This is a genomic window from Cupriavidus sp. GW823-FHT07B10, assembly GCF_058794355.1.
On record NZ_JBXAGS010000017.1, the window covers coordinates 44,414 to 65,288 of the forward strand.

The following is a 20,875-nucleotide window of genomic DNA, read 5'->3' on the forward strand; positions in this document are numbered from 1 at the left end:
CATGGCCGGCGCAGTTGCGGGACGCCTGGGCGGGCAAGCCAACGCCCAGGCCCATCACAGGTTTGACGCTACCGGCGAAGCGCCGTGGGTACGCTACACGCTGATCACGGTGGCGGTGCTGTTCCTCACGCTGTTCCTGTTCGTGCCGCTGGCTTCGGTGTTCTATGAAGCCTTGCGCAAGGGCGTGCAGACCTACTGGGAAGCGTTGATCGAACCCGACGCACTCGCCGCGATCCAGCTCACGCTGACGGTGGCGGCGATCGCGGTGCCGCTGAACGTGGTGTTCGGCGTGGCGGCGGCCTGGGCCATCGCCAAGTTCGACTTCCGCGGCAAGAACCTGCTGATCACGCTGATCGACCTGCCGTTCTCGGTGTCGCCGGTGATTTCCGGCCTGGTCTACGTGCTGCTGTTCGGTGCGCAGGGCTGGCTGGGACCGTGGCTGGAAGCGCACGACATCAAGATCATGTTCGCGGTGCCGGGCATCGTGCTGGCCACCATCTTCGTGACCTTCCCCTTTGTTGCGCGCGAGCTGATCCCGCTGATGCAGGCGCAGGGCAGTGAAGAGGAAGAGGCCGCGATCGTGCTGGGCGCCTCGGGCTGGCAGACCTTCCGCCATATCACGCTGCCCAATATCCGCTGGGGCCTGCTGTATGGCGTGATCCTGTGCAATGCGCGGGCGATGGGCGAGTTCGGTGCGGTCTCGGTGGTATCGGGCCATATCCGCGGGCTGACCAACACCATGCCGCTGCATGTTGAGATCCTCTACAACGAGTACAACTTCGCGGCGGCCTTTGCGGTGGCCTCGCTGCTGACGCTGCTGGCGCTGGTCACGCTCGGCATCAAGACGCTGGTGGAATTGCGCGCCCGCAAGGAAACCGAAGAGGCTGCACCAGAGCGGCCGCTGGCAAGTTTGCAAGGACAAGCATCATGAGCATCCAGGTCAAGAACGTAGAGAAGCGCTTTGGCGACTTTGTCGCGCTGGACAACGTCTCGCTCGATTTCGACGAAGGCGAGCTGACCGCGCTGCTGGGGCCGTCCGGCTGCGGCAAGACCACGCTGTTGCGCATCATCGCCGGCCTGGAGCGCGCCGATGCGGGCCAGATCGTGCTGGCCGGGCGCGATGCCTCGGACCAGCATGTGCGCCAGCGCCAGGTGGGCTTTGTGTTCCAGCACTACGCGCTGTTCAAGCATATGAGCGTGTTCGAGAACGTGGCCTTCGGCCTGCGCGTCAAGCCGCGCGCCGAGCGCCCGAGCGAAGCGCAGATCCGCGACAAGGTGCGTTCGCTGCTGGAACTGGTGCAACTCGACTGGCTGGCCGACCGCTACCCGTCGCAGCTCTCCGGCGGTCAGCGCCAGCGTATCGCGCTGGCGCGCGCCCTGGCGGTGGAGCCGCGCGTGCTGCTGCTGGACGAACCGTTCGGCGCGCTCGACGCCAAGGTGCGCAAAGAACTGCGCCGCTGGCTGCGCCGCCTGCACGATGAACTGCACGTGACCAGCGTGTTCGTCACCCATGACCAGGAAGAGGCGCTGGAAGTGGCCGACCAGGTGGTGCTGATGAACCGCGGCCACGTGGAGCAGTACGGCTCGCCCGAGGCCGTCTACAACCATCCGGCCACGCCCTTCGTGTTCGGCTTCCTCGGCAACGTGAACCTCTTCCACGGCCGGCTGGAAGTGGGCGAGAGCGGCGGCCTGCTGCATACCGGCGAAGCGGTGCTGCCGGTGGTCGGCAGCGGCCATGAGAGCGCCGGCGACGCGGTGGCCTATGTGCGCCCCCATGACCTCGACCTGGAACGCTATTCGCCCGGCGCCGACGGCATTGCCGTGACGCTGCGCCGCGCGCTGACGCTGGGCCCGGTGGCGCAGCTTGAACTCGAACGTGAAGACAACCAGGACGTGATTGAAGTCGCGCTGCCGCTGGAGCGCTTCCGCCATGCGGGCTTCCGCGAAGGCGAACTGCTCGCGGTGCGCCCGCGCCAGCTGCGCGTGTTCACGCAACCGCGTACCACGTCCACCCAACAGGAAAAGGCGACGTCATGAACTTCCAGCAACTCCGATCGATCCGCGAGGCGGTGCGCCGCCAGTTCAACCTGACCGAAGTCGCCAACGCGCTCTACACCTCGCAGCCCGGCGTGTCGCGCCAGATCCGCGAGCTGGAAGAAGAACTGGGCGTGGAGATCTTCGAGCGCTACGGCAAGCGCCTGACCGGCCTGACCGAGCCCGGGCGCGAGATCGTGCGCATCGTCGAACGCCTGCTGCTGGAGGCCGAGAACCTGCGCCAGGCCGGCGACGAATACGCCGGCCGCCATACCGGCCGCCTGACCGTTGCCACCACCCACACCCAGGCACGCTATGCACTGCCGCGCGTGGTGCAAGCCTTCCGCCGCGAATACCCGCATGTGACGCTGGCACTGCAGGAGGCGTCGCCCACGCATATCGTTGAGCTGCTGCTGACGGGGCAGGCCGATATCGGCATCGCCACCGAGGCCCTGGCCACCGAGGCCGGGCTGACCTCGTTCGAGGCCTACAGTTGGCAGCACGTGCTGGTGGTCTCGCCCGGCCATCCGCTCACGCGCCTGCCCGAGCCCACGCTCGAAGACGTGGCCGGCTTCCAGCTCATCACCTATGACGCCGGCTTCACCGGCCGCCGCAAGATCGACAGCGCCTTTGCCGAGGCCGGCCTGCAGCCGGAGATCGTGCTGACCGCGCTGGACGCCGACGTGATCAAGACCTACGCCGAACTGGACCTGGGCGTGGGCATCATTGCCTCGATGGCCTATGACGAGCGCAAGGATTCCGGCCTGGTGCGGATCTCGGCCGACCACCTGTTCGCGCCCAACACCACCAGCGTGGCGGTGCGGCGGGGCGCCTACCTGCGCGGCTATGCGCACGCCTTTATCAACATGTTCGCGCCGCACCTGTCGCCCGACACCGTCAGCAGCGCGCTGTCCGAGCAGGAGCGCCAGGCCCTGGCGGCCTGATTCCGGCCTGGCTGTGGCCATCGCCAGGCGGCGCAGGGGGCACCCGGGCGCTGCCTGACAGCCGCCGTCCGCCCCGGCACGGTGCCGTTCGCGCCCCGTGCCCGCCGTTCGTCGCAAGAGACTTTCTTCGTGCCCGGGTGAGGGGTACATTCCTTGCACGTGCCCGCGGCTTGCCGTCCGGCGAGCGCCATACGTGTACCGCAGTGCAACAAAGTTTGCGCGCGGCCGCCGGTCTGCAAGGGCCGGACAAGGGAGACAGAGACGATCATGCGCGACGACGAACCGCTGCTGCGCTGGCAGTGGCGCGGCTATGCCCGCAACCACCAGCATCCCCGCAACCTGCTGCTGCATATCGTGGCCGTGCCGATGTTCATGGCCGGCACCGTGCTGGGCCTCTACGGCCTGTTGCGCCTGAGCCTGCCGGCGGTGGCGCTGGGGCTGGTGTGCATGGGCATGTCGATGGCCCTGCAGGGCCGGGGGCACCGGCTGGAAGCCCACGCGCCGGAACCCTTTGCCGGGCCGGCGGACATCGCCGGCCGCATCCTGGCCGAGCAGTGGATCACCTTCCCGCGCTATGTGCTGTCCGGCCAATGGTGGCGCGCGCTGGCCGGCCGGCGTGCCGGGCAGGGTGGCTGAGGTGGCCCGCGCTGCCCGCCTCATCACATTCCCGTTGCGCCAGGCTCAGTCCGCGCTAACATGAACGCCATGGACCGCTGCTTCTCCAACGTCGCCACCGCCATCCCCTCCCGGCTCAATATCCTCGGCCGCGACCTGCTGTTCGTGTTGTGCATGAACTCGGTGATCGCCATCAGCCTGAACTACGGCTTCCAGACCGGCGGCAGCCTGTGGCACAACTTTGTCTACAGCCAGCTGATCGGCTTGTCGATCTGGGTGCTGATCGACATTCCGCGCGTGGTGATCTGGTGGAACGACCGGCCGCGCCGCTGGCCCTTCCTGCTGCTGGCCGCCGCCGCGGTGCCCGCGGGCGTGGTGTTCGGCAGCTGGGCCACGCGCGTGGCGCTGGACCTGCCGCCCAAGTCGGCGGACGAAGCCGGCGGCATGCTGCGCATGTGCCTGGTGGTGGGCATGCTGGCCGCGGCCTCGATGATCTATTTCTACTGGTCGCGCGAGAAGCTCGCATCCCTGGAGCGCCAGGCCGCGCTGGACGCCCTGCAGCGCGAGGAAGCCGAAAAGCAGCTGGTGCGCGCACAGCTGATGGCGCTGCAGGCGCAGATCGAGCCGCATTTCCTGTTCAACTCGCTGGCCAACCTCGACGGGCTGATCGCCACCGACCCGCCCGCCGCGCGCCAGCTGCTGCAGCGCCTGATCGGCTTCCTGCGCATGTCGCTGGCGCATACCCGCGCCGAGCAATGCACGCTGCGGCAGGAGTTCGAGCTGCTGCGCAGCTACCTGGACATCCAGGGCATGCGCTTCGGCCAGCGGCTCTCGTTCGACATCGACCTGCCGCGCGAACTGGCGAAGGTGGAGATCCCGCCCATGCTGATCCAGCCGCTGGTGGAAAACGCGGTCACGCACGGCATCGAGCCCTGCATGATCGGCGGCCATATCCGGCTGTCGGCGCGCGCGGCCGGCGACAATGCGGTGCAGGTCATCATCGCCGATACCGGCGTGGGCTTCGGTCATGCCTCGGGCAAGGGCTCGGGCCTGGGCATCACGCATGTGCGCGAGCGGCTGGCGCGCATCTTCGGCGCGGCGGCCTCCATGCAGATGGAGGAGAACACCCCGCGCGGCGTGGTGGTGCGGCTGACGCTGCCGCTGGAGCGCCCGGCCGAAGCGCCCACCCTGACCCAGACAGTCACCAGCGTGCCGGAGGGCATGCCAGTATCGGCCCCAGCCATGCAACGGCTCTGAGGCGCCCCGCCTGCCAGCAAGCCTGACAAGACGAACGGCTGGCACCGCCCGTGGCGGTGCCGCTGACAACGCCAGGACCCATCCACCACCCCAACGCCCCCATGACCCCGACCCTTCTGATCGCCGACGACGAAGCGCTGCTGGCGCGCGTGCTGGAATCCGAACTGATGTCGCTGTGGCCCGAGGCCCGTATCGTTTCCGTGGTCCACGACGGCGTGGCCGCGCTGGCGGCGGCGCGCGAGCACCAGCCGCGCGTGGCCTTCCTGGATATCCGCATGCCGGGCATGAGCGGCATGGACGTGGCGCGCGAACTGATCGAATTCGACACCCCGCCACTGGTGGTCTTCGTGACCGCATACGACCAGTTCGCGCTGGAGGCGTTCGAGCGCGCCGCGGTGGACTATGTGCTCAAGCCGGTCCAGCGCGAACGGCTTGAGGCCACGGTGCAGCGTCTGAAGGACCGCCTGGCCGGCCCCGCCGACGATGAAGACACCGAGGCCGAAGCCTCGATCGCGGAGACGGACCGGCTTGGCCAGCTGCTGGCGCGGCTGGAATCGCTGGAGCACGCCACGCCAGGCCCGGGCGGCGCGCCGCAGCGGCAGTACCTGCGCTTTATCAAGGCACTGGTGGGGCAGGAGGTGCGTATCATCCCGGTGGACGAAGTCATCTACCTGGAGGCCACCGACAAGTACGTCAACGTGGTCTCCGGCGCCGGCGAAGCGCTGATCCGCACCAGCCTGCGCGAGCTGACCCAGCAGCTGGACCCGGAGCGCTTCTGGCAGGTGCACCGCGGCACCGTGGTCAACATCACCTGCGTGGCCAGCGCGGTCAACCAGTCGCTGGGACGGCTGTCGCTGCGGCTGCGCGACCGTCCTGAACTGCTGCCGGTGGCGCGACAGTACGCGCACCTGTTCAAGCAGATGTAAGCGCGGTTGGCGGGAGGCGTGGCCGCCACCTGGCTGCAGAGGACAGGGGTTTTCCTCTATGATGCGGGCTTCGGCCCGTATTTTTTTGGGCTGCCGCCTTCCGTCCTGCCGCATAGCCCCTGCCACCAGCGCCATGTCCACCGCCGCACTCGATCCCACGCGCAACCCTCTTCGTCATGACGCCCAGGTGATCGGGCTGGTTGGCCTGGCTCACGGGGTCTCCCACTTCTACCACCTGCTGCTGGCTCCGCTGTTCCCATGGATCAAGGCGGAATTCGGCCTGAGCTATGCTGAGCTGGGCCTGCTGATGACGGTGTTCTTCGCGGTCTCGGCGGTGGTGCAGACCGCGTCCGGCTTTGTGGTCGACCGCTTCGGCGCACGGCCGGTGCTGTTTGCCGGGCTGGCCTTCCTGGGCGCCGCGGCCTTGCTGCTGTCGACCAGTTCCGGCTACGCCGCGCTGCTGTTCGGCGCGGCCGTGGCGGGGCTGGGCAACGGCGTATTCCACCCGGCCGACTTCACGCTGCTGAACAAGCATGTGTCGCAGCCCCGGCTGGGACACGCGTTTTCGGTTCACGGCATTTCCGGCAACCTGGGCTGGGCGGCGGCGCCGCTGTTCCTGGTGGCGATCGCCAACCTCGCCAGCTGGCGCGTGGCGCTGGCGGCGGCCTCGGCAGTCGCCTTTATCGTGCTGGCCGTGCTGGTAGTGCTGCGCCATGTGCTGGACCCGCGCGAAGTGCAGGGCGCCGTGGGCCGGCCCGCGGCCAAGGCTGCGGCCGGGGTGGCCACATCCGGCGGCAGCGTGCTGGGCTTCCTGCGCCTGCCGCAGGTGTGGGTGTGCTGGGCCTTCTTCCTGCTGACCACGTTCTCCGCGGCCGGCATCCAGAGCTTTGCCCCGACCGCGCTGACCTACCTGTACGGCATGCCGTTCACGCTGGCGACCGCGTCCTACACCATCTACATGCTGTGCAGCGCCGGCGGCATGATAGTCGGTGGCTTTGCCGCCGGCCGCACCAGCAACCATGACCGGCTGATCGCGGTGAGCTTCACGGTATCGGGGCTGATGGCGGTGCTGGTCGGGTTGAACCTGGTGCCGGCGCTGCTGGTGCCGGTGCTGATGGGCGTGATCGGCTTTGGCGCCGGTACCGCCGGGCCGTCGCGTGACCTGCTGGTGCGCGCCGCCGCCCCCGCCGGTGCCACCGGGCGCGTCTATGGCGTGGTCTACTCGGGCCTGGATATCGGCCTGGCGTGCGGCCCGCTGTTCTTCGGTGCGCTGATGGATGCAAAGCTGCCGGCCTGGGTGTTCTTCATGATCGGCGGTTTCCAGCTGCTGTCGATCTTCACCGCGGTGACAGTGGGCAACGGCAACCGCTCGCGCCGCGGCGCGGCGGCGGGCCAGGCGGAGGCCGCCTAGCCCGGGCCGGGCCACCCAAGCACCGCCTTCCGAATTCGATTGCCTGAGGATGCTTTCATGTCAATGACGCCGGCCAACACCACCCAGCCTGACGATTCCGAACACGGCACGCCGCTGCCGGGCGGCCATATCCTGGTCGATGCGCTGCTGGCGCACGGCGCCGAGCTGGCCTTCGGCGTGCCGGGCGAAAGCTACCTGGCCGTGCTCGACGGCTTCCACCGCCGCCGCGATCAGTTGCGCTTCATCATCTGCCGCCAGGAGGGCGGGGCCGCGGTGATGGCCGAGGCCTACGGCAAGCTGACCGGCCGCCCCGGGCTGGCCTTCTGCACGCGCGGGCCGGGCGCCACCAATGCCAGTATCGGCGTGCACACCGCCTTCCAGGACTCGACGCCGATGATTCTGTTCATCGGCCAGGTCGGCACCGACTTCATGGACCGCGAGGCCTTCCAGGAAATCGACTACCGCCGCATGTTCGGCCAGATGGCCAAGTGGGTGGCGCAGATCGACCGGGTCGAACGCATCCCCGAATACATTGCGCGCGCCTACCAGACCGCCACCTCGGGCCGTCCGGGCCCGGTGGTGCTGGCGCTGCCCGAAGACATGCTGGCGCAGACTGCGGTAGTGCCGCAGCTGCAGGCCTACCAGCGCGTCATGAGCTGGCCCGGCGAGGTCGACCTGGCGCGGCTGGCCGAGATGCTCGACGCCGCCGAGCGTCCCTTCGTGCTGGCCGGCGGCAGCGGCTGGACGCCGCAGGCCTGCGCCGACCTGCAGGCCTTTGCCGAGCGCTTCGCGCTGCCGGTGGGCTGCGCCTTCCGCGGCCAGGACCTGTTCGACAACTGCCATCCCAACTACGCCGGCGATGTCGGCATTGGCATCAACCCAGCGCTGGCCGAGCGCGTCCGCAATGCCGACCTGGTGCTGGCCATCGGCCCGCGCCTGGGCGAGATGACCACCGGAGGCTACGCGCTGATCGCCGCGCCGCGGCCCGCGCAAAAGCTGATCCACGTGCACGCCGGCGCCGAGGAGCTGGGCAGCGTCTACCAGGCCGACCTGATGGTCCAGGCGTCGATGCCGGCCATCGCCGCGCGCCTGGCCGGCCTGCAGCCCACGGCCGAGCCGCGCTGGCAGGCGTGGACAGAAGCCGCGCACGCCGACTACGAACGCTACCTGCAGCCGCCCCCATTTACGGGACAGGGGGTCGACATGGCCGAAGTCATCCGCACGCTGGACCAGCTGCTGCCGGCCGACGCGGTCGTGACCAATGGCGCCGGCAACTACGCCGGCTGGCTGCACCGCTATTTCCACTATCGCCCGTTCACCAGCGGCGGCCGCGGCCAGCTGGCCCCGACCAGCGGCGCGATGGGCTATGGCGTGCCGGCGGCGGTCGGCGCCAAGATCGCGTTCCCGCAACGCACCGTGGTGGCGCTGGCCGGCGATGGCTGCTTCCTGATGAATGGCCAGGAACTGGCTACGTCGATGCAATACCAGGCGCCGGTGATCTTCATCGTCGTCAATAACGGCATGTACGGCACCATCCGGATGCACCAGGAACGCGAATACCCGACCCATGTCTCGGGCACCGAGCTGCACAACCCCGACTTTGCCGCGCTGGCGCGCGCCTATGGTGCGCGCGGCGCCACCGTGACCACGACCGAAGCCTTTGCCCCGGCACTGCGCGAGGCATTGGCCGCACCGGTATCCACGCTGATCGAGATCCAGGTGGACCCGGACGTGATCACGCCGCGCACCACGCTGAGCGCCATCCGCGCGCAGGCGCTGGCCAGCCAGCAACAGTGAGGCCGAGCGGCCCGACCGGATACTTTCTTGCCTATCAGGAGACCATCGATGAAGCCTGTCACCACCGACCTGTGCGACGCGCATGAAGACCACCTTGCCGACGGCACCCTGCGCGTGATGGCGCCGGTGTTCCGCGCCTTCGGCAAGCAGGGCGCCTTTGCCGGCCCCGCGGCTACGCTCAAGGTGTTCGAAGACAACTCGCTGGTGCGGACCGCGCTGGAAGCGCCGGGGCAGGGCCGCGTGCTGGTGATCGACGGTGGCGGCTCGCTGCGCTGCGCGCTGGTGGGCGGCAACCTTGGCCTGCTGGCCGAGAAGAACGGCTGGGTCGGCATCGTCGTCAACGGCTGCATCCGCGATACCGCCGAGCTGGACGTGTGCGACATCGGCATCCGCGCGCTGGCCGTGCATCCGCAGAAAAGCCAGAAGCGCAACGTTGGCGAAAGCGACGTCGCGGTGCAGATGCCCGGCGCAGTGGTGCGCCCGGGCAACTGGATCTACGTCGACGCCGACGGCGTGCTGGTCTCGGACGAAAGGCTGGGGAACTGAGCATGCCGCGCGTCTTTGTCTACGGCACGCTGCGCGCCGGCGAGGTCAACGACCTGAACGCCGCCGCGCAGCGCCACGGCATTGCCGCGCCCACGCTGCTGGGCACGGGTACGGTGGCCGGCAGGCTCTATGACTTCGGCACCTATCCCGGCCTGGTGCTGGACGCCAGTGGCGGGCCGGTCGTGGGCGATCTCTACGAGATCGCCGACGCGCTGTTGCCGGTGCTCGACGAGATCGAAGAGGTTTATCCCGGCCAGGCCACGCTGTTCGTGCGCGAGGAACGGGCCGTGTTGCACAACGGCCAGCCTGTCGCCTGCCTGCTGTATCCGGTGGCCGAGTCCGCGGTGGCCACGCTGCCGCGCATCGACAGCGGCGACTGGGTGGCCTATCGCCGCGCACGCGATACCGCCGCGGCCTGAGCCCCGGCTCGTTTCAAACGGACGGCGCCCATTCGCGGCGCCGTTTGCTTTTGCGTAGCATGGCCGGCGATGACATCGAACAATGGAATCGACGGCCATGAACGCTCCGCAATCCCTGCCGCCGCAGGTCTTCCCCCGGCAGTGCTTTATCCACGCCGGCGACGTGCGGCTGTACGCCACCAGTTGGGGCGAGCCCGGGCCAGGGCGGCCCACCATCGTCCTGGTGCACGGCTATCCCGACAGCAGCGAGGTCTGGCACGACGTGGCGGCGCAGTTGGCGGGGCGCTTCCACGTGGTGGCCTATGACGTGCGCGGGGCAGGGCGCTCAACCGCGCCGCACGCGACTGACGCTTACCGGCTGCAGAAGCTTGCCGATGACTTCATCGCAGTCATCGACGCGGTCTCGCCGCAGCGCCCGGTGCACCTTGTCGGCCATGACTGGGGTTCGATCCAGAGCTGGGAGTTCGTGACCGATGCTCGGCTGCAAGGGCGCATCGCCTCATTCACCTCATGCTCTGGTCCCTGCCTGGACCACGCGGCAATCGGCTTGCGCGAACTGCGCGGGCAGCGGTCGCTGGCTGCGTTGGGCAAGACCCTGCGGCAGCTCACAGCATCGTGGTATATCGGCGCCTTCCACCTGCCGTGGCTGCCTGAGCTGACCTGGCGGCTGTGGCTCGGCCGTGCGTGGCCGCGCTACCTGCGCCTGACCGAGGGCCTGCGCACGGGGCCCAGCCCCACACAAACAGCCGACGGTTGCCATGGTGTGCGCTTGTACCGTGCCAACTTCGTGCCCGTACTGCGTGCCCCGCGCCACTGTCATGCCCATGCGCCGGTGCAGGTGATCGTGCCGTTGCATGACCGGTATGTGAAGCCGGCGCTAACTGAAGACGTGCACCGCTGGACCACGCAACTCTGGCGCCGCACCGTGCCCGCGCACCATTGGCTGCCGCTGGCCGACGCCCAGGGGTTTGCCATCATGGTGCGGGAATTTGTCGAGCATATGGAAGGGGAGCCGGCCTCACCGGCGCTGCTGGCCGCGCGCCTGCGCTAGCGGAGGCAGCGCATCCTGCGCATATTTCACGATGTGGAAAGATGTTTTGGACCGCAAAAATACATGGTTTGCGGAGCACAAGACCATTTCTCATGATGGAAGATCATTTACCGCATCGTGAAATAAAATCTATAAACCATTGAATTATTGGAAGAAAAAACTAAGCGGGAACTGTAGATCAAGGTTGTTGCAACGCGGGAGGGTTCTCTACACTCTTATATAAGACTCATGACATGAGGCGCGAAAAACAGCAGGCGACGCAGCCACCGCGACGTAGCCCAGGTCAGGTGATCAACAGATTCTCAGCCATCCCCGCATCATCAGGAGAGTGACCATGACCCGCCAAGAACAGATCCAGGCCCTGCAGAAAGACTGGGATACCAATCCCCGCTGGAAAGGGATCAAGCGCAATTTCACCGCCGAAGACGTGGTGCGCCTGCGTGGTTCGGTCCAGGTCGAGCACACCCTGGCCCGCCGCGGTTCCGAGAAGCTGTGGAACCTGCTGCACACGGAGCCGTTCGTCAACTCGCTCGGCGCGCTGACTGGCAACCAGGCCATGCAGCAAGTGAAGGCCGGCCTGAAGGCTATTTACCTGTCGGGGTGGCAAGTCGCAGGCGACGCCAACCTGGCCGGTGAAATGTACCCCGACCAGTCGCTATACCCGGCCAACTCGGTGCCGCAAGTCGTCAAGCGCATCAACAACACCTTCCAGCGCGCCGACCAGATCCAGTGGAGCGAAGCAAGGGCGACACCGACTTCTTCGCCCCGATCGTGGCGGATGCCGAAGCCGGCTTCGGCGGCGTGCTTAACGCTTTCGAGCTGATGAAGTCGATGATCGAAGCGGGCGCCGCCGGCGTTCACTTCGAAGACCAACTGGCTTCGGTGAAGAAGTGCGGCCACATGGGCGGCAAGGTGCTGGTGCCGACCCGCGAAGCCGTCGCCAAGCTGACCGCCGCGCGCCTGGCCGCCGACGTCTCGGGCGTGCCGACCCTGGTGATCGCCCGTACCGACGCCGAAGCCGCGGACCTGCTGACCTCGGACGTGGACGACAACGACAAGCCGTTCTGCACCGGCGAGCGCACCGTGGAAGGTTTCTACCGCGTGCGCAACGGCCTGGAGCAGTCGATCTCGCGCGCCCTGGCCTACGCTGAAGTCGCTGACCTGGTGTGGTGCGAAACCGGCAAGCCGGACCTCGAGTTCGCCAAGAAGTTTGCCGAAGCCGTGCACGCCAAGTTCCCGGGCAAGATGCTGGCCTACAACTGCTCGCCGTCGTTCAACTGGAAGAAGAACCTGGACGACGCCACCATTGCCAAGTTCCAGAGGGAACTGGGCGCGATGGGCTACAAGTTCCAGTTCATCACGCTGGCCGGCTTCCACTCGCTGAACTACTCGATGTTCAACCTGGCATACGGCTACGCCCGCAACCAGATGAGCGCGTTCGTGGAACTGCAGGAAGCCGAGTTCAAGGCCGCCGAGAAGGGCTTCACCGCGGTCAAGCACCAGCGCGAAGTCGGCACCGGCTACTTCGACGCCGTGACCCAGACCATCGAAGGCGGCCAGTCGTCGACGACCGCACTGAAGGGTTCGACCGAAGACGAGCAGTTCTTCGAAGACAAGAAAGTGGCCTGACTCTCCTGGTCACCCCCGCCGGAACGTGGGTCCGGCGGTTAAGGAAGGCGTGCGACCATCACGCCTTCTGATTTAGGCGCCGCGCCGTTCTCTCTCAGGGACGGCGCGTTTTTTTATTTTCCAATGCTGGGGCGGGTTAGCGGGTAGCTGTTCAACGGGTGTTCAAAACTCAAACTCCATGCAGAGTTACCGCCCAAGCCTGGCCGGGTTCACGCCGGCTATTTAGAAGCCTGACGCGGGACAGGTCAATGCCCGCATCTTCCAGAGCGGCGCGCATTCTCAAGTTATGTGTGCCGCCCCTTTTGCTTCGTGCCTTACCGCCTTTTCAATTCTTCACAATTGGAAAGTTCTGAAGCGTCAGCGCAGTCCATGTGTCCGCACGTCTTTGCGGAATAGGGATCCTAACGCGATTTCAGTCTTGCTTAATTCTGTTTTCAGGCGTTTTGGGCTGCGTAATTAGGAATCGTCTGATTTATTCCCCACTTCGCTGCTCCTATTATCGAGGCCGCGTTGCTGCACTCTCATTGGCTGGTCGATGGACGACCGAGCCACTGGCTGCTGACGGCGGCGACAGTCCACTTTCCACGGAGCGTGATTGCATGGGTAGCCGATTGCGGTTTTCCTTCCGTACCGTCACCGTTTCCGGCGACGGTCTGCCGGAACTGTTGGGGCAGCCATTGCTGCTGTTCTCCAAACTGTCCGGCACCGAGAGTATCAATTCCCTGTTCGAATACGAACTGGAACTGAAGACGCCCGACGAACGCAACGTGCTATACGGGCCGGCGGGTGACTTTGATATGGAGGCCATGCAAGGCAAGGAGTTGACCGTCAGCATCGAGCTGGACGGCTCCGGCACCGGTCCGGATGGCGGCTTCGGCAGCGGCAAGAGAGAGATTACCGGCCTCGTCACGGACGTACGCGGCCCCTACTACGAACACGAACGCATCCTGTACCGCCTGACCCTGCGCCCGTGGCTGTGGCTGGCCACGCTCACCAGCACCATCCGGCCTTATCAGAACATGACTGTGCTGGAAATCGTAGAGGCGGTGCTCAGCAAATACACTTTCCCGGTCGAGCGCCGCCTGCTGGATAGCCAGTATCCCAAGCGCCGATTTCAGATGCAGGCCGGCGAGACGGACTACCAGTTCGTGCGCCGCCTGCTCGCGGAATGGGGTGTGAATTTCCACTGGGAGCATTCGGACGGCCACCACCGCATGGTGTTGACCGATGGCAATGGCGCTTTCCGGAATATCCCCAGCCCTGCCTACCATGCCATCAGCTGGTATCCATCCTCGGACCGGGCGGACGAGGAACACCTTCACGAATTCGAGGTGCGCGACCGGCTCGTCTCGGGGGCCTGGGCGCAAGGCGATTACGACCACAACCAACCGCGCGCCGACCTCAATGTCTGCGCCGCCGACCCGCGCGACACCGGCCACGCGACCTATGAGCTGTATCACTGGCCGGGCGATTACGCCGAACCCAAGAGCGGCAACGATGCCCGCAAGGAAGGCGAGATGCTGGCGCGCATCAACATGGAACGCCTGCGGCAGCACGGCGTACGGACGCGCGGCAAGGGCAATGTGCGCGCGATGGCGTCGGGACACACCTTCACCCTCAAGCGATTCCTGCGCACCAAGGCCAACCGCGAGTACCTGATTTTCGCCACGCACCTGCTGATCGAGGACGTGGGCGAGTTCGCCGGCAGCGGCCAGTCCTGGCGCTGCGAAGTCGAATTCGAGGCGCAGCCCACTAGCGAAATCTTCCGGCCAGAACTGGTCGAAAAGCCTTACATCGGCGGCCATCACAAAGCCAGGGTCGTCGGCCCAGCCAATCAGGAAATCTGGTGTGATGACCTGGGAAGGGTGCGCTGTCAATTCGTCTGGGACCGCTATGGCAGCTACGACGAGAATAGCTCCTGCTGGATTCGCGTCACCGGCTTTTCCTCCGGCGACCGCTTCGGCAACACGCACCTGCCTCGCATCGGCCAGGAAGTCATTGTCAGCTATGAGGGTGGCGACCCGGACCGGCCCATCATCATGGGACCGGTCAATAACCGGCTGAACCTGCCGCCGTGGGATCTGCCGAGCCAGCATGCCTTGTCCGGCTACCAGAGCAAGGAACTGTTCGGCGAAGGCCGCAACCACACGCTTTACGACGATACCCAGGGCCAGCAGCAGGTGCAGGTCGCGTCGGACCACCAGAACAGCCTGCTGGCGCTGGGCCACAACGTCCGCGTCAACGATTGGGAGGGGCGCAAGGACAAGCGCGGCGAAGGCTTTGAGCTTCGAACCGATGCGCATGGAGCACTGCGTGCCGCACTCGGCATGCTTATCACCACCTTCTCGCGCCGGAACGCCGAAGGCAACATGATGAATGTCAGCGATGTCATTCAACTGATGCAAAAGGCCCTGGATATCGCCAGCACCATGGGCGACAAGGCGACCGAGGCGCAGGCGCAGGATGGCGAACAGCCCGACATTGCAAGATTGCTGGAAAAGCAGCTTGAGCAAATCAAGGGCGGTGGCGAGCTGAAGGAGTTCACGGCGCCGCACCTGGTATCAGCGAGCCCCGCTGGCATTGTCTCGACCGCAGCGGGTTCCACGCACATCGCCAGCGGCACGCATACCGCGTTGACTACCGGGGAGCACCTGTCCGTGACCACGGGCGGGGGCTTCTTTGCCAGCATTCGCAAGGCACTGCGTCTGTTCGTATATGAAGCCGGCATGAAGCTGGTTGCCAACATGGGCGACATCGACCTGCAAGCTCTCAAGAACAATATCAACCTGTTGGCAAAGCTTGAAATCAACGCCACTGCCGGGAAGATCAGCCTAAAGGCAAAGGAAGTGCTGCTCGACGGCGGTGGCAGCTACATCAAGCTGACCGAAGGCGGCATTGAGAACGGCACCAATGGCGGGGGGATCGTGCACGCGGCCAGCAAGAACCTGACCGGTCCCAGCAGTCTTCCGGTGGAGCTAAAGGCGAGGCAAGTCTGCCTGGAATGCCTGCTCAAGGCGGCCGCACGCAATGCCGCCGTGGTTCCTCGATAAATAACCAGGAACAGCAGCTCGATGACAGAAGAAGAAAGCGCAGTTCATATCTACGTGCTGGCCGATGGCGCCGTGCATCCGACTCGCATTGGTGCATTGCTGCGCGAATCGGGCGCCGATTTTCGAAATGTGTATGCCGGCCTGCCCGAAGCCGATGCCGGCGACGCCTGCCTGTTCCTGGCGCGGGTGGACGATCCCAAAGCACCCTGGCTGGCGCAATTCGACGCGATGGATTTGTGGGCGCCATGCTTCACGCTCATCTGGAGCCGCGTGGACATTGACCGTCTCGCCCGTCATTTGCATCAGTTTCTCGTTGCGGACATTGGCGAAGGCATGACCGCCCTGATTCGCTACTACGACCCGCGCAACCTGCTGGTGACGATGGAAGTCTGGGGCGACGACATCGTGGAACGGATCATGCGACCCATTCAGCAATGGAAATACCGCGGCTACAGCGACGAATGGCAGTGCATTGACGGCCCGATGGAGGGCGAGAGCACACAGGAAACGCCGCTGTCCATTCAGCTCAGCCAGGAGCAACTGGACCGACTGACCGAACACTGCGAGCCGGATCAGTTGCTCGCGGCGCTCGCAGAGGATGGCGTGGTGGATGGGGCAGGTCCCTATCTCACGCGCTTCATGGATTTTCTGCCCCGTTATCAGCGTGCCGCCGAGTGGGGGCTGACAGAGCCAGCGGATCGAATGTACTTCTGCGAACTCTCGTACCGATACTGCCGCGACTTCGACGCCCACGATGAAATGCGACGCGCCTTGGAAGAACGTGCTCGTTCCGGGCAAGCCATGATCGCCTGCGCGGATGGGGTGCATCCATCCGTCTGGGAGCAGTTGGCGAAAAATGCAAAGCGGGAGGTCAACGCATGAAATCCTTGTTCGTGTCGGCCTTGATGGCGATATGCCTCGTCGTTTTGCCCGGCTGCAATCAAAGCTCCGTTGTTGGCACTCTGCCAAACGACGATCCTGACGCCCTGATGTCAGGCGATGTTGAGGGCCTGAACTACACCCCTTACTACGTTCACACCTTCAACATAGCGGGGCACGACAACGGCATCGGAGGCGGCGGGCCAAACATTGTTCCGGTAAGACCCGACTATATACCGACAGAGAGCGGTGGCGCCTGCTGTGGCACGTTTCCGGTCCGCTGGCGGCCAGGGCTAAAGGTCACGGTCCGCTGGATCGCCAACAAGAAACTTGATGGGCACGCATGGGGTTCCTGGTACAAGGCTGAGGCGGAAATTCCCGAATATGGCACAACCACTTATGGCATGTGGGTCATTTTCCTGCCAGGAGATCGCGTCAAGGTCATGGTTATGGATGGAAATGCAAACGGCTACAACAGGGTAAGGGCTCGGCCTGCTGACGACGATCCTTACGTGGCAGTCGGGCGGGTGGACGACGAAGCGAATCGTGAGGAAGAGGCAGCGCGCTTATTGAGATTCGGCGAGGTAATCAAAGCGGACCCATCAATCGGAGAGTCGAAATAATGAACGTATTGCGATGGCCGGAAAAAATTCCCCTGGGCGGCTTGGCGATAGATGCAAGCTGGGAGGTCAACGCCATGAAATCCTTGTTCGTGTCGGCCTTGATGGCGGTATGCCTCGCGATTCTGCCAGGCTGCAATGAAAGCACTGTCGTTGGAGCTCACTCAAACGACGATCCTGACGCCATGATGTCAGGCGATGTTGAGGGCCTGAACTACACCCCTTACTACGTTGACAGGTTCATCATAACGGGACATGACAATGGCATCGAAGGTGGCGGGCCAAACATCGATCCGGCAAGGCCTGACCATATTCCCGCACAGAGTGGTGGCGCTTGCTGTGGCACGTTTCCTGTCCACTGGCGTCCTGGGTTGAAGGTCACGGTGCGCTGGATTGCCAACAAGAAGCTCGATGGGCACGCTTGGGGTTCCTGGTATAAGGCGGATGCCGAGGTTGCGGAGTATGGCCTGCGCACAGGGGGGATGTTTGTCATTTTCCTGCCAGGGGACCGCATCAAGGTCATGGTACGAGACGGCAATGCGAACGGCCATAACAGCGTTGCTATTCGGCCGGCTGACGATGATTCCTACGTTGCCGTTGGTAAGGTGGACGATGAGGCGAATCGTGAGGAAGAGGAAAGACACCTCAGGAATTTCGGCAGCGTAATTAAAGCAGATCCATCAATTGGAGATTTAAGGCAATGAGCATATCGCGATGGCCTGAAATTGGAAGCGAGTGTTCGTTTCGGGGGAATTATGATCGCCTGCGCGGATGGGGTGCATCCATCCGTCTGGGAGCAATTGGAAGAAGATTCGAAATGGGAGGCCAGCGCATTAAATCCCTGTTCGTGTGGGCTTTGATGGCGGTGTTCCTTGCCTGCCTGTCGGGATGCGAGCCCCATGCAATCCAGCCAGTCGATGACCCGAACGAGATGCAAGACGGCGGCGTTAGCGGACTGAACTATACCCCTTACTATATCGCTACCTTTGGCATTGCCGGAGACAATGGAATATCAGGGGCTGGCCCAAATATCTCACCGGCCACTCCGAGTAATACGCCAACCGGTGGGGGTGGGGAAATGTGCTGTATTTCGTTTCCGAAGAAATGGCGGCCGGGCTTGAAAGTAAGCGTTCATTGGATAGCCAATAAGAAGCTCGATGGTAATGCTTGGGGTTCCTGGTACAAGGCTGATGCGGAGATTGCAGAGTACGGGCCGAGGGCAGGTGCCATGTTTGTCATTTTCCTGCCTGGGGATCGCATCAAGGTCATGGTGCAGGATGAAAATGCAAACGGCCATAACAGCCTTGCAGTTCGGCCGGCAGATAGCGACCCCTATATTGCTGTAGGGAAGGTGGACGATGAAGCGAATCGAGAGGAAGAGGCAGCGCGCTTAGTAAGATTTGGCGAGGTAATCAAAGCGGACCCATCTATTGGAGACTTGAAACAATGAGCGTATTGCGATGGCCGGAGAAGATGCCAGAGGGCGGGCTGCTGTCGAAAGGCAAGGACGCCTATGATCTAGGCAAGGGGAAAGTCCGCGACCCCCACGCGGGATGCGAACAGATCCTGCATATCAGCCTGTTTTTCGATGGCACGAACAACAACGACGACGAGAGTAACAAAGCGTTTCGGGACTCCAAGTGGAAGGCTCACACAAATGTAGCCCGGCTCCATGCGGCCGCACGAGAAGAGCATACGTATGGCATCTATCGATACTACATCGCCGGTGTCGGCACGCCACTTCCGGAAGTTGGGGAAACCGAGTACTCCTCAATTGGCAAGGGGTTCGCTGTTGGCTATGGGCGTCGTTGCGTGTGGGCTTACACGCGCGTCCTGAATGCCGTCTATCAAGCAATTGCGGGTTCTGATGCTATTCTGATTGACAATATTGAAGCCAAGGCGCTTTGCCTGGCTGCTGCTGATGGCTTCCGGCCGTTCTCCAGTGTCTTCGACATGAAGCACAAGAAGCTGGCCGGCATGCAGCGGGATCGTAAGCGGGACAGCCATCGCAACAAGATGGTCAAGCAGGTGTGGATCAACGCCTTCGGCTTCTCGCGGGGGGCAGCCGGGGCGCGTTCGTTCATTGGCAAGCTAACCCGCGACTGGGCACCCGGCGGTAAGATTGCGGGCGAGATTCCCTACAAGATCAACTTCATGGGGTTGTTCGATACAGTGGCGTCGGTCGGGCCGCCCGATTCGTTCAAGTCCGCCCTCGATATCAGCGTGTTTGACGGGCATTTCGCCTGGTCGAATGACGGGCTGATGAACATTCCCAAGGACGTGCAGCGTTGCGTGCATTTCTTTTCCATCCATGAGCAGCGCATGAGCTTCCCATTGGACACCATCCGGGAAGGCAGCGCTTATCCGGGAGGCCCAGGCCAGCGACTTGAGGTTGCCTTTCCCGGGGTGCATTCGGATGTCGGAGGCGGCTATCCGCCAGGGGATCAAGGCAAGGCGCGGGATGGGGATGGCGACAAGCTCAGCCAGATTCCGCTGCACCAGATGTATATCGAAGCGTTGCGGGCCGGAGTGCCTCTGCAATTAGAGGAGGAAATCATTCGCGTGCACGGTAAGCAGCATGATCTGGTGCTGAATGAGCCCTTGATCGATGCCTTCAACCGTTGGCTGGACAGAACCGTCGAAATTTCGCGCGTCGAAGATGCCTTGCGATTCGGCATGCGCCAGAGCCTTGCGTGGCGCACCCTGCGTGCCCGATGGAACAAGGGCGACTATGTGACCAACCAGCCGTTCTTCCTGGCAGCGCATGAGGACGGCATGACGCCGCACCAGTTGGAGCAGCAGGTTGACAAGGCCATGAAAACCGATGCCGAGGCGATCAAGATTCGCAAGCGCATCGATGAGTTGGCCGCTGCCCGCACGGCGCTTGGATTGGCCGGGATGGCGCAGGAAGGATACATCAGCGCCGACCAGATGCAGGAGGGCGAGAAGCTGGACAAGCAGGCAAGGCAGGCATGGGATGTGCTCCAGCGGCGTCGAGAGCAGAAGTACCAGGAGGTTGCACGAGCGAAGGACAAAACCCGGCCCGGCGAGGGGGCCGCTGAGACTGTGACCAACGACCAGCACGATCTCCGCGAAGCTGCCGAGGAATTCCGGCTGCTGCTGGGCTATCTCCATCCCGAGCAGCGGGCAAGCCTCGGCGTGGAGCTATCGCCCATGACGCCGCGACCGCCGGCGGTAGGCGCTCACATGCTCTGCCCGTTACGCGTTCCTCTGGCCGCATATACCAACCCGACCGGTCAATACCTCTGCGTGCCGCGCGAGAACGACCCCGACAGCAAGCGCGTGCTATTGATCCCCAAGGACTTCTACGTCCAGACCGCGGTATTTTCAGAATTCGACGCCGAGAAATTCGATGTCCTGGTGCTGCCGGCCAGAGACATGCTCGATCAATTGCGCGCCTGGACGGCACCAGCGGTGGTCGACCAATTCGCGCGCCAGGAGCAGGCAGCCATTGCCTTGTTCGACAACTATGTCCACGACAGCCGGGCCTGGTTCCGGGTGCCCGACTTCCATGAATATGCGCCCGGCGGTTATGGATGGGCGCGCGTGTTCTTCATCGGCCATGACAACTGCGTGCGGCATCTGGGATTCGGCACGGATGCGTTGGTCAAGAGTGTCAATACGAGTCCAAAGCCTACGCCCGCGGAAATGGCGATGCATGATTAACAATACAGAG

General features: G+C 64.2%; 17 protein-coding genes and 1 pseudogene. All 18 read left to right on the forward strand.

Annotated features, from left to right (window positions below):
- Position 1 precedes the first annotated feature (1 nt).
- The 18 genes and pseudogenes from cysW to AC1Q6V_RS27135 all read left to right on the forward strand — a co-directional run bounded on the left by cysW (position 2) and on the right by AC1Q6V_RS27135 (position 20,865).
- The gene (gene cysW / locus AC1Q6V_RS27050; RefSeq protein WP_010810503.1) at positions 2-931 is read left to right on the forward strand and encodes a sulfate ABC transporter permease subunit CysW; all 930 of its coding nucleotides are present in this window, start codon (positions 2-4) and stop codon (positions 929-931) included.
- Positions 928-2,037, forward strand: a complete 1,110-nt coding sequence (locus AC1Q6V_RS27055; protein WP_454749110.1) for a sulfate/molybdate ABC transporter ATP-binding protein — start codon at positions 928-930, stop codon at positions 2,035-2,037. Before cysW ends, AC1Q6V_RS27055 begins: the two co-directional genes overlap by 4 nt.
- Entirely contained in the window at positions 2,034-2,978 is a 945-nt protein-coding gene (locus AC1Q6V_RS27060) for a CysB family HTH-type transcriptional regulator (protein ID WP_010810505.1), read from the forward strand. Before AC1Q6V_RS27055 ends, AC1Q6V_RS27060 begins: the two co-directional genes overlap by 4 nt.
- 267 nt (positions 2,979-3,245) lie before the next feature.
- A complete protein-coding gene (locus AC1Q6V_RS27065; protein WP_010810506.1) occupies positions 3,246-3,614 on the forward strand; it encodes a DUF962 domain-containing protein in 369 nt (122 codons plus the stop codon).
- A gap of 60 nt (positions 3,615-3,674) precedes the next feature.
- Positions 3,675-4,850 (forward strand): sensor histidine kinase, encoded by a 1,176-nt coding sequence (locus AC1Q6V_RS27070; protein WP_011615567.1) that lies wholly within the window; start codon positions 3,675-3,677, stop codon positions 4,848-4,850.
- Between the two features lie 101 nt (positions 4,851-4,951).
- The gene (locus AC1Q6V_RS27075) at positions 4,952-5,776 is read left to right on the forward strand and encodes a LytR/AlgR family response regulator transcription factor (protein ID WP_010810508.1); all 825 of its coding nucleotides are present in this window, start codon (positions 4,952-4,954) and stop codon (positions 5,774-5,776) included.
- Positions 5,777-5,909: 133 nt separating this feature from the next.
- A complete protein-coding gene (locus AC1Q6V_RS27080; protein WP_037024085.1) occupies positions 5,910-7,187 on the forward strand; it encodes an MFS transporter in 1,278 nt (425 codons plus the stop codon).
- A 57-nt stretch (positions 7,188-7,244) separates the two neighbouring features.
- Positions 7,245-8,984, forward strand: coding sequence for a thiamine pyrophosphate-binding protein (locus AC1Q6V_RS27085; RefSeq protein WP_371258347.1), 1,740 nt, complete (start codon positions 7,245-7,247; stop codon positions 8,982-8,984).
- Positions 8,985-9,032: 48 nt separating this feature from the next.
- The gene (gene rraA, locus AC1Q6V_RS27090) at positions 9,033-9,530 is read left to right on the forward strand and encodes a ribonuclease E activity regulator RraA (RefSeq protein ID WP_010810511.1); all 498 of its coding nucleotides are present in this window, start codon (positions 9,033-9,035) and stop codon (positions 9,528-9,530) included.
- Positions 9,531-9,532: 2 nt separating this feature from the next.
- Positions 9,533-9,949, forward strand: coding sequence for a gamma-glutamylcyclotransferase family protein (locus AC1Q6V_RS27095; RefSeq protein ID WP_011615563.1), 417 nt, complete (start codon positions 9,533-9,535; stop codon positions 9,947-9,949).
- Between the two features lie 97 nt (positions 9,950-10,046).
- Positions 10,047-11,000, forward strand: a complete 954-nt coding sequence (locus AC1Q6V_RS27100) for an alpha/beta fold hydrolase (RefSeq protein WP_454749111.1) — start codon at positions 10,047-10,049, stop codon at positions 10,998-11,000.
- Positions 11,001-11,334: 334 nt separating this feature from the next.
- Positions 11,335-12,629: pseudogene (gene aceA / locus AC1Q6V_RS27105) on the forward strand (isocitrate lyase).
- A 599-nt stretch (positions 12,630-13,228) separates the two neighbouring features.
- Positions 13,229-15,679, forward strand: a complete 2,451-nt coding sequence (locus AC1Q6V_RS27110; protein ID WP_492316416.1) for a type VI secretion system Vgr family protein — start codon at positions 13,229-13,231, stop codon at positions 15,677-15,679.
- A 21-nt stretch (positions 15,680-15,700) separates the two neighbouring features.
- Complete coding sequence (locus AC1Q6V_RS27115) at positions 15,701-16,561, forward strand: DUF4123 domain-containing protein (protein WP_010810516.1); 861 nt, start codon at positions 15,701-15,703, stop codon at positions 16,559-16,561.
- Positions 16,558-17,181: a DUF3304 domain-containing protein gene (locus tag AC1Q6V_RS27120; RefSeq protein WP_454749113.1), complete on the forward strand. Its 624-nt coding sequence runs from the start codon at positions 16,558-16,560 to the stop codon at positions 17,179-17,181. The genes AC1Q6V_RS27115 and AC1Q6V_RS27120 overlap by 4 nt, the downstream gene beginning before the upstream one ends.
- Positions 17,181-17,882, forward strand: coding sequence for a DUF3304 domain-containing protein (locus AC1Q6V_RS27125; protein WP_234788203.1), 702 nt, complete (start codon positions 17,181-17,183; stop codon positions 17,880-17,882). Before AC1Q6V_RS27120 ends, AC1Q6V_RS27125 begins: the two co-directional genes overlap by 1 nt.
- Positions 17,879-18,628, forward strand: a complete 750-nt coding sequence (locus tag AC1Q6V_RS27130; RefSeq protein WP_371258346.1) for a DUF3304 domain-containing protein — start codon at positions 17,879-17,881, stop codon at positions 18,626-18,628. Before AC1Q6V_RS27125 ends, AC1Q6V_RS27130 begins: the two co-directional genes overlap by 4 nt.
- Positions 18,625-20,865: a phospholipase effector Tle1 domain-containing protein gene (locus tag AC1Q6V_RS27135; protein ID WP_010810519.1), complete on the forward strand. Its 2,241-nt coding sequence runs from the start codon at positions 18,625-18,627 to the stop codon at positions 20,863-20,865. Before AC1Q6V_RS27130 ends, AC1Q6V_RS27135 begins: the two co-directional genes overlap by 4 nt.
- Positions 20,866-20,875 lie beyond the last annotated feature (10 nt).